An 8807-nucleotide genomic window follows, 5' to 3' on the forward strand; every position below is an offset into this window, starting at 1 on the left:
CCGCCGTGCGCTGCGGGTTTGAGCTAAACCCGCCGTGAGGGACAATAGGGGCATGAGCATTGATGAGGCCCGGCGCCGCTGGAATGAGATTGCCCCCACGCTGACTCGCGCGCAGATCGCCTACCATTCCGGGGCGGACCCGCTCATGACGGATGATCACTACGACCGCCTCATTCACGAGCTGCGTGATCTGGAAGCGCGCTACCCGGAGCTCGCGGTGGCAGATTCCCCCAGCCGCGCCGTCGGGGCGCCGGTGGGGGACGCAGCCGTGCCCGCGGCGCAGCCTTTCGCCCCGGTCACGCACCGCGAACGCCTGTACTCCCTCCAAGATGTTTTTTCCCTTGAGGATCTGCGTGCCTGGTACGCCGCGCTCCCGGGGGAATCCGGGGCCGCTAGCGCCGCTCCGCAAGTACCCAGTGCCGCTCTTGAAACGCCCAGTGCCGGCACCGCGGTCACCGCGGAAGCGAAAATCGACGGTCTTGCCATCAACCTGCGTTATGACAATGGCGCGCTGACGGTAGCCGCCACGCGTGGGGACGGCGTGACCGGGGAAGATGTCACCCGCAATATCGCCACCATCGCAGCCATTCCGCAGCGCCTGCACGGTAACGATATCCCGGCGGTCATGGAAGTGCGCGGGGAAGTTTTCTTCCCGCTCGCTGACTTCGCCCGGTTCAACGCCGACCAGCGTGAGCGCCGCGAAGCGGCCGAACGCGAGCGCGCGGCTGCGCAACAGGCCGGGGATACCGCAGCGGTGCGCGAAACCAATCGCATTATCCGCTCCTGCCGCGAATTCGCGAACCCGCGTAACGCCGCGGCCGGCTCCCTGCGGCAAAAAGACCCGGCCGTCACCGCCTCCCGCCCGCTCTCCTTCATCGCCCACGGCATCGGCGCCCTCGCGGGGGTGCCGGACTCCCTGGCGCAAGCGCTGTCCACCCAGGCTGGCGTATACGAAGCTTTCGCAGGCTGGGGCCTGCCCATTTCTCCCTATACGAAACTTGTCTCGACCTGGGAAGATATCGAGGCATTCGTCGCGGATCTGGCCGCCCACCGCCACGACCTCCTCCACGGTATCGACGGCGCCGTCCTCAAAGTCAATGACCGGGCGCGCCAGGCCGAGCTCGGCTACACCTCCCGCGTCCCACGCTGGGCCATCGCCTATAAATACCCGCCCGAAGAAGTGGAAACCACCCTTCTGGATATCCAGGTCAATGTGGGACGCACCGGGCGCGCCACTCCCTACGCCATTATGGAGCCGGTCCTGGTAGACGGCTCGGTTGTCACTCAGGCCACCCTCCACAACCGCGAAGAAGTAGCCCGCAAAGGCGTACGCATTGGCGACGTCGTTATCGTGCGCAAGGCCGGGGATGTCATCCCCGAAGTGGTCGGCCCGGTCCTCATGGAACGTGACGGCACCGAACGTGAATGGGTAATGCCCCGCGCCTGCCCTTCCTGCGGGGCCACCCTCGCTCCCGCCCAGGAAGGAGATGTGGATATGCGCTGCCCCAATGCGCAATCCTGCCCCGCCCAGCTGGCCGAACGCGTGGTCCATATCGGTTCGCGCGGAGCGTTGGACGTGGAGGCCCTCGGGGAAGAAACCGCGCTGTGGCTCACCAACCCTGATGCCCGGCGCCGCGAAGCCCTTATCGCACTCGCCAGCGGCCACCGCCTCGAGATAGAAGGTGCGGACGGGCGCAAGAAAACCCTACGTCTCACGCGCGAGGTGGCACGCGAACTCGGAATTGTGGACGACGACGGCGCCATCCTCGACTCCGAGGTGATTATCCCGCCTGAAACAGCCCGCAGCCTGGGCGTTCCCGCAGCCCAAGAACCGATACTTCACAGCGAAGCCGGACTCTTCGCGGTGCAAGCCACGGATGTGGCCGATACCTGGGTATGGAAAGAAATCCGCAGCGCCGGCCAACCCACCGGCGACTACCGCTACGTGCGCGCCGCCTGGACCAAGCCCACCTGGGGCACCAGCGCCGGCCAGCGCGTCATCACCAAGGAGAGCGAACCGGGCAAAGCCCTCCTCACCATGCTCACCGAACTGGAGAAAGCCCGCGGGAAAGAACTGTGGCGCAAACTCGTGGCCCTCTCGATCCGCCACGTCGGTCCCACCGCGGCCCGCGCGCTCGCGGCCGCTTTCCCGGAGCTGGCGCTACTGCGCGCGGCTTCCGTGGAGGAGCTTTCCGCGGTGGATGGCGTAGGGGATATTATTGCCCGCTCCTTTAAAGAATGGTTCGAGGTGCCCTGGCACCTGGAGATTATTGAGCAATGGGAAGCTGCCGGGGTAGTTTTCGCTGATGACACCGCGGCTGCCGAGCAGATTCCCCAAACCCTGGCGGGAATGACGATTGTGGCCACCGGCTCGCTGGAAGGCTATACCCGCGATTCGGTCAAAGAGGCAATCCTCGCGCACGGCGGGAAGGCCGCCGGCTCCGTCTCGAAGAAAACTACCGCGGTGGTGGTGGGGGAGAATGCCGGATCGAAGGCTACCAAGGCTGAAGAACTGGGTATTCCGCGGCTGAGCGAAGCGGAATTCACCGAGCTGCTGCGCACCGGCCAGCTGCCCGAATAGCTTCCCGCCGCGCCGTTACAGCAGTGGCGCCAGCGGAGCCATCACCTTTTCTGTTACCCGCGCCAGCGCACCGCGCTTATCCCATTCCTCCAGGGTGAGCTCGCGGGCATTGCGCAGGTCGAATTCAAAAATCTTCTCCATGACGGCCGCGAAACCGGCGTCGTGAATCGACATATTAATTTCGAAATTCCCCCGCAGGGAGAGTCGGTCAATATTCGCGGTGCCCACGGTGGACCAGGTGGAATCCATCGTCATGGTTTTCGCGTGAATCATGGCGTCCTGGTAGAGGAAAATACGCACCCCGGCACGCAGCAGCCGCTCGTAATGCGGCCGCCCCACCCAGTCCGTATAAATATGATTGGAGTACTGCGGGATAAGAATCCGCACGTCCACCCCGCGTTCGGCCGCGTCGGTCAGCGCATCGAGCATGGGCGCATCGGGAATGAAATAGCCCATGGTGATCCAAGCCCGTTGCGAAGAGCGCGCCAGCGCATCTAAATACAGCGAAGAAATAGGATAAGTATTATGCGCGGGGGAATTCGTGACCGCCCGCATGCGCGAATCCCAATGGTGGGTGAGCGCGCGGCGGAGGGTGGGATGGTCGCGTTTACGGTAGGCATTCCACATGTCCACAAAAGCCACGTCCAGCTCCCATACCGCGGGTCCCTCCACGCGCAGGTGGGTATCGCGCCATTCGGTCACGTACAGGCCGCCGATATTGTAGCCGCCCACGTAGCCGACCCGCCCGTCCACGGTCAGGATCTTGCGGTGATCGCGCCCCTTATCGCGCGAACGCCCGGTGAGGATACCGGTGCGCACCAGCGGGAAATTCATCCAGTGCAGGTTAGCGATGCGCGGCGGGTGCCGGAAAGAAGGAGGCTGGTTGAGATTCCCCCAGGTGTCCAGCAGTACGTGCACCTGTACCCCGCGGTGGGCCGCGGCGATGAGCGCATCGCGAAAACGGTGCCCAACATGGTCCGCCTTGACAATAAACCACTCGAAATAAATATGATCCCGCGCATTATTAATATCAGCGAGCATGGCGCGGTACACATCCGCCGCCCCCGTATAGAGCATCGCGTGGTCGCGCCCGACCTGCACCTCTTGCGGGGGCAGGTGCGGATAAGAATTGACCGGTGGGGTGCGGCGCTTGCGCATTTCATCTACAACGACGACGGCGCCCGCGGCGGCCAGCGGCGCCGCGGCCGCGAGCATGCCCGCCGTGCGCAGCACTCGGCGTGAAGTCCACTCAGTCATAGCGCCAATTGTAGACGGTGCGCCATCGCGCGGTGCAACCGCGTAGACTTGAGCCATGTCGTCATTTTCTAAGGAAGAGGTAGCGCGCCTAGCGGACCTGTCCCGCATCGCCCTGACGGACGCCGAGGCCGAAAAAATGGCCGGTGAACTTTCCGTCATCGAGGATGCAGTGAAGGCGGTATCCGAAGTTGTTACGCCGGATATTCCCTTTACCTACAATCCGCTCCCGCTGGCCAATGTCAAACGCCCCGATGTTCCGGGGGAAACCCTTGATCGTGAGGAAGTCCTCGCCGCGGCCCCGGCCGCCGAAGAAGGTAAGTTCCTCGTCCCGCGCATTATGGGGGAGGAATAAATGAATAGCTTGTTGCTGAAATCCGCCGCGGAACTCTCCGCGCTGCTGCGCGCGGGAGAGATCACCTCCGTCGAACTCACCACCGCCTGCTTGGATCGCATTGAGGCGCTCAACCCCAAGGTCAATGCTTTCCTCTACGTGGATCGGGAAGGCGCCCTGGAGGTTGCCCGCGAGGTGGATGCCGCCCGCGCGGAAGGCGTGGAACTCCACCCGTTGGCCGGTATTCCCATCGCGGTGAAGGACAATATTTGCACCCGCGGGATTCCCACCACCGCGGCATCGAACATCTTGGCCGGGTGGCGCCCGCCGTACGATGCGAGCGTCGTCGTAAAAATTAAAGAAGCCCGGCTCCCTATCGTGGGCAAGACCAATATGGACGAATTCGCGATGGGTTCCTCCACGGAACATTCCGCTTTCGGGCCCTCGCGCAACCCCTGGGATCTGGATCGAATCCCGGGTGGTTCGGGTGGCGGCAGTGCCGCGGCCGTCGGTGCCTTCATGGTGCCGCTCGCCCTCGGTTCTGATACCGGCGGCTCGATCCGCCAGCCTGCCGCGGTGACCGGAACGGTGGGTGCCAAGCCCACCTACGGGGCGGTTTCGCGCTTCGGCCTCATCGCTATGGCGTCCTCGCTGGACCAGATCGGGCCGGTGACCCGCACCGTGGAAGACGCCGCGCTGCTCCAGGAGCTGCTCAGCGGGCACGATCCCCACGATTCCACCTCCCTTCCCGAAACTCCTGCCGGCCTGGTGGCGGCCTGCCACGGCGAAGCCGGGAGCTGGGAAGGTGCTGGCGCGGATCCGGAGCGGCCGCTCGCGGGCCTCAAGGTGGGCCTCGTGGAAGAAATGCACGGGGAAGGCTACGCGCCCGGCGTGCTCGAGGCTTTCGAAAACGCGGTGGCGCGCATGCGCGAACTCGGCGCGGAAACGGTGGAGCTTTCCTGCCCCAGTTTCCACTACTCGCTGGCCGCCTACTATCTCATTATGCCCGCCGAAGTTTCCTCTAACCTGGCCCGTTTTGACGGGATGCGCTACGGCCTGCGGGTGGAACCCGAAGAGGGGCCGGTCACCGCGGAAACCGTGATGCGCGCTACCCGCGCGGCCGGTTTCGGTGAAGAAGTCAAGCGGCGCATTATTTTGGGAACCCACGTGCTCTCCGCCGGAAACTTCGATGCGTTCTACGGCGCGGCGCTGCGGGTCCGCACCCTGGTGCAGCGTGACTTGGAGCAGGCTTTCTCCCGCTGTCACGTGATCGTTTCGCCCACGTCGCCCACGGTGGCTTTCCCCTTCGGCTCGAAAACGAACGATCCGCTGGCCATGTACCTCAACGACATCGCCACCATTCCCGCCAACCTGGCTGGAATCCCGGGTATTTCGCTGCCGGCCGGGCTTTCGGAAGGGCTCCCGGTAGGCTTGCAGATTCTCAGCCCGGCCCGGGCCGATGCCCTCATGTACCGGGTGGCCGCGGCCATCGATACTGCGCTTGGACACAACGTCCCCGCTGCCTGCCCCGCGCGGGATTGGGAGGAATAAAGCATGGATGAACTCATGAATTACGAGGACGCCGTCGCGCGTTTCGACCCGGTGATCGGGTTGGAAGTACACGTCGAACTGTCCACAAAAACCAAGATTTTCGACGCCGCCCCGGTGGCTTTCGGTGCCGAACCCAATACCGATGTGCAGCCGGTTTCCCTCGGGCTTCCCGGTTCGCTCCCGGTGGTCAATGAGGCGGCGGTGGAATACGCGGTGAAACTGGGCCTGGCCCTCAATTCCCGCATTAACGAGCTCTCGCGTTTCGAACGTAAGAACTACTTCTACCCGGATCTGCCCAAGGCCTACCAGATCACCCAGAACGCCCAGCCGATTATCCTGGGCGGCTATCTGGATATCGAGCTGGCGGACGGCACCCCCTACCGTTTCCCCATTGAACACGCGCATCTGGAAGAAGACGCCGGGAAAAACACCCACGTGGGTGGGGCGGATGGGCGCCTGCAGGGGGCGCGCTACTCACTGGTGGATTACAACCGTTCCGGCGTGCCGCTCATTGAGATCGTTTCCGACCCGGCTACCGGGGTGGGGAAGAACGCCCCGGAGATCGCCGGCGCCTACGTGCGCGGGATCCGTGAACTGGTGCGGGCGCTCGGCATTTCCGAGGGGCGGATGGAGCGCGGAAATATTCGCGCGGATGTCAATGTCTCCCTACGGGAAAGCCCGGATGCTCCTTTCGGTACCCGTACCGAAACGAAGAATGTCAATTCCTTCCGCGGTATTGAAAACACCATTCGCTACGAGATTTCCCGCCAGGCGGCGATCCTGGCTGCCGGTGGCACGATCCTCCAGGAAACGCGCCATTACAAGGAAGAAATCCAGGGCACCATCGCCGGGCGCGTGAAGTCCGACGCGGATGACTACCGCTACTTCCCCGAACCGGATCTGGTTCCGGTGATCTGCACTCCGGATTACGTGGAGAAGGTGCGTGCGGGGCTGCCCGAATTGCCGGCCGCCAAGCGCGCCCGCATCACCGAGGAATGGGAGCTTTCCCCGGAGGAATTGCGCGATCTTATCAACGCCGGCGCGGTGGATCTGGTAGACGCCACTGTTCGGGCCGGGGCAACGCCCGCCGGAGCCCGCAAGTGGTGGATGGGCGATATCGCCCGCTACGCCAAGGATAACGACGTCGAACTCGAGGATGCGCCCATTACTCCGGCCGCGGTAGCCGAGCTGGACGGACTCATCCAGAGCGGGCGCCTCAATGACAAACTGGGGCGCCAGGCGCTGGCGGGAGTCCTCGCCGGGGAAGGCAGCCCGGAGGAAGTTGTTGCCGCACGCAATCTGGAGATCGTTTCCGATAGCGGAGCCCTGGAGAAGGCCGTGGATGAGGCACTGGCTGCCAATCCCGACGTCGTCGAAAAAATTCGCGGTGGAAAAGTGCAGGCTGCCGGTGCAATTATCGGTGCCGTGATGAAGGCGACCCACGGTAAGGCCGACGCCGGTGCCGTGCGCGCTCTCATTATGGAGCGTGCCGGCGCGCAGTAGCATCCGGTGGCATTGCCGGTAAGGGCCCGAAATATCTCATGAAGGAGGCGCAGGTGGCGCGAACACAAGCAGGTACGGACGGACTGTCGGAACCGGGTGGAGCCGCGCGAGCTAACGGATCCGTACGAACTGACGGAGCCGCGCAGTTCGCGCCCCCGCCCTCCGAACGTGAGATTTTCGCGGCCCACGAAGGTGGAAAACTCGAAACCCGTGCGACCGCTGCGATCAACAACCGGGAAGACCTGGCTCGGGTATATACGCCCGGGGTGGCGCGCGTGTGCGAAGCGATTCACGCCGAACCGGAACTGGCCCGCCGCTACACGGTGAAATCCAATACCGTGGCGGTAGTGACAGACGGAACCGCGGTGCTCGGCCTGGGTGATATCGGGCCGCTCGCTTCTCTTCCCGTGATGGAAGGCAAGGCCGCGCTTTTCAAGCGTTTCGCCGGGGTGGACGCCTGGCCGGTACCCCTAGCTACCACGGATACCGAGGAAATCATCGCCGCGGTGCGAGCCATCGCGCCCGCGTATGCCGGTATCAATCTGGAAGATATCTCCGCCCCGCGCTGCTTCGAGATCGAGAAACGCCTGCGTGCGGAACTCGATATCCCAGTCTTCCACGACGATCAACACGGCACCGCGGTTGTGGTGCTGGCCGCCCTCATGACGGCGCTACGCGTAGTGGGGAAGCGGCCGTCCGACGCGCGGGTCGTGGTATGCGGAATCGGTGCCGCCGGCACCGCAATTATCCGCTTGCTCCTCGAATACGGGGTACGGGATATCGTTGCCGTGGACCGCGCCGGAACGCTCGGGCCGTTCCGGCGCGAAACCAACCCGGGGCACGCCTGGGTTGCGGCCCGCACCAATCCCCGCCAGATCGACGGCGATGTGCGTGCGGCCCTGCGCGGTGCGGATGTTTTTATTGGCGTTTCCGGCCCGAATATTCTCGACGGCGCAGCTCTGGACACCATGGCGGATAACGCCATCGTTTTCGCCCTGGCCAATCCCACCCCGGAAATTGCCCCCGAAATAGCGCGTGAGCACGCCGCGGTGGTGGCAACCGGCCGTTCGGACTACCCCAACCAGATCAATAACGTGCTGGCTTTCCCGGGGATTTTCCGCGGTTTACTCGATGCGCATGCCACGGAGGTTAGCGACGCGATGCTGCTGGCCGCAGCGCAGGCCCTTGCCGATCTGGTGGGGGAGGATGCCCATCCGGATTACATCATCGTTTCCGCTTTTGACGAGCGCGCGGCGGCGGCCGTGGCGCAGGCGGTTCGCGAGAGTGTGGCGGTGGCCTAGCGGCGGCCTTGAGGTGAACGAGATGCGATCTAGGAGCCTCTGCTTGGGGCTATTTGTTGGTTTCGTTTAGAGATTTCGAGTGCTTTTGGAGCTGTTTGGCCGGGTTTATGGTTGGTTTACCAAGTGTTTTCCGGGTGTTTTCCGCTCGTTCAGCAAGGTGTGGTGGGTGTCTCTCTGGTTTGATTTGCGTCTAGCGGGTTGGGCTTGTAAGCTTGTTATCCGTCGCCGAGGCCCGGGAAACCGGTAAGCGGTGACAGGATCCCTTGAGAGTGGCGTGGTTCAC

The 8807-nt window shown here is 63.8% G+C and carries 6 protein-coding genes; 5 read left to right on the forward strand and 1 reads right to left on the reverse strand.

From position 1 onward, the window contains the following. The first annotated feature begins 52 nt into the window (after window positions 1-52). Window positions 53-2581, forward strand: coding sequence for an NAD-dependent DNA ligase LigA (gene ligA / locus DDD64_RS05565; RefSeq protein WP_126135413.1), 2529 nt, complete (start codon window positions 53-55; stop codon window positions 2579-2581). A gap of 15 nt (window positions 2582-2596) precedes the next feature. Here the strand turns inward: ligA and DDD64_RS05570 are convergent, their stop codons facing one another. Continuing rightward, window positions 2597-3838 carry a phospholipase D-like domain-containing protein gene (locus tag DDD64_RS05570; RefSeq protein WP_126135414.1) on the reverse strand — a complete coding sequence of 414 codons (1242 nt, stop codon included), beginning with the start codon at window positions 3836-3838 and terminating at the stop codon, window positions 2597-2599. Window positions 3839-3893: 55 nt separating this feature from the next. On the opposite strand from DDD64_RS05570, the gene gatC reads away from it, so the two are divergent. From gatC to DDD64_RS05590, 4 genes are read left to right on the forward strand one after another with little or no spacing between them, the layout of a single operon-like run. After that, a complete protein-coding gene (gene gatC, locus DDD64_RS05575) occupies window positions 3894-4190 on the forward strand; it encodes an Asp-tRNA(Asn)/Glu-tRNA(Gln) amidotransferase subunit GatC (protein WP_126135415.1) in 297 nt (98 codons plus the stop codon). Then, on the forward strand, window positions 4191-5720 hold the full coding sequence (gene gatA, locus DDD64_RS05580) for an Asp-tRNA(Asn)/Glu-tRNA(Gln) amidotransferase subunit GatA (RefSeq protein ID WP_126135416.1): 1530 nt from the start codon (window positions 4191-4193) through the stop codon (window positions 5718-5720). 3 nt (window positions 5721-5723) lie between these two features. After that, window positions 5724-7223 carry an Asp-tRNA(Asn)/Glu-tRNA(Gln) amidotransferase subunit GatB gene (gatB, locus tag DDD64_RS05585; protein ID WP_126135417.1) on the forward strand — a complete coding sequence of 500 codons (1500 nt, stop codon included), beginning with the start codon at window positions 5724-5726 and terminating at the stop codon, window positions 7221-7223. Between the two features lie 53 nt (window positions 7224-7276). Next, entirely contained in the window at window positions 7277-8524 is a 1248-nt protein-coding gene (locus tag DDD64_RS05590; protein WP_241227447.1) for an NAD(P)-dependent malic enzyme, read from the forward strand. Window positions 8525-8807 lie beyond the last annotated feature (283 nt).

Source organism: Actinotignum sanguinis, from assembly GCF_003957255.1.
Classification (GTDB): Bacteria; Actinomycetota; Actinomycetes; order Actinomycetales; family Actinomycetaceae; genus Actinotignum; species Actinotignum sanguinis.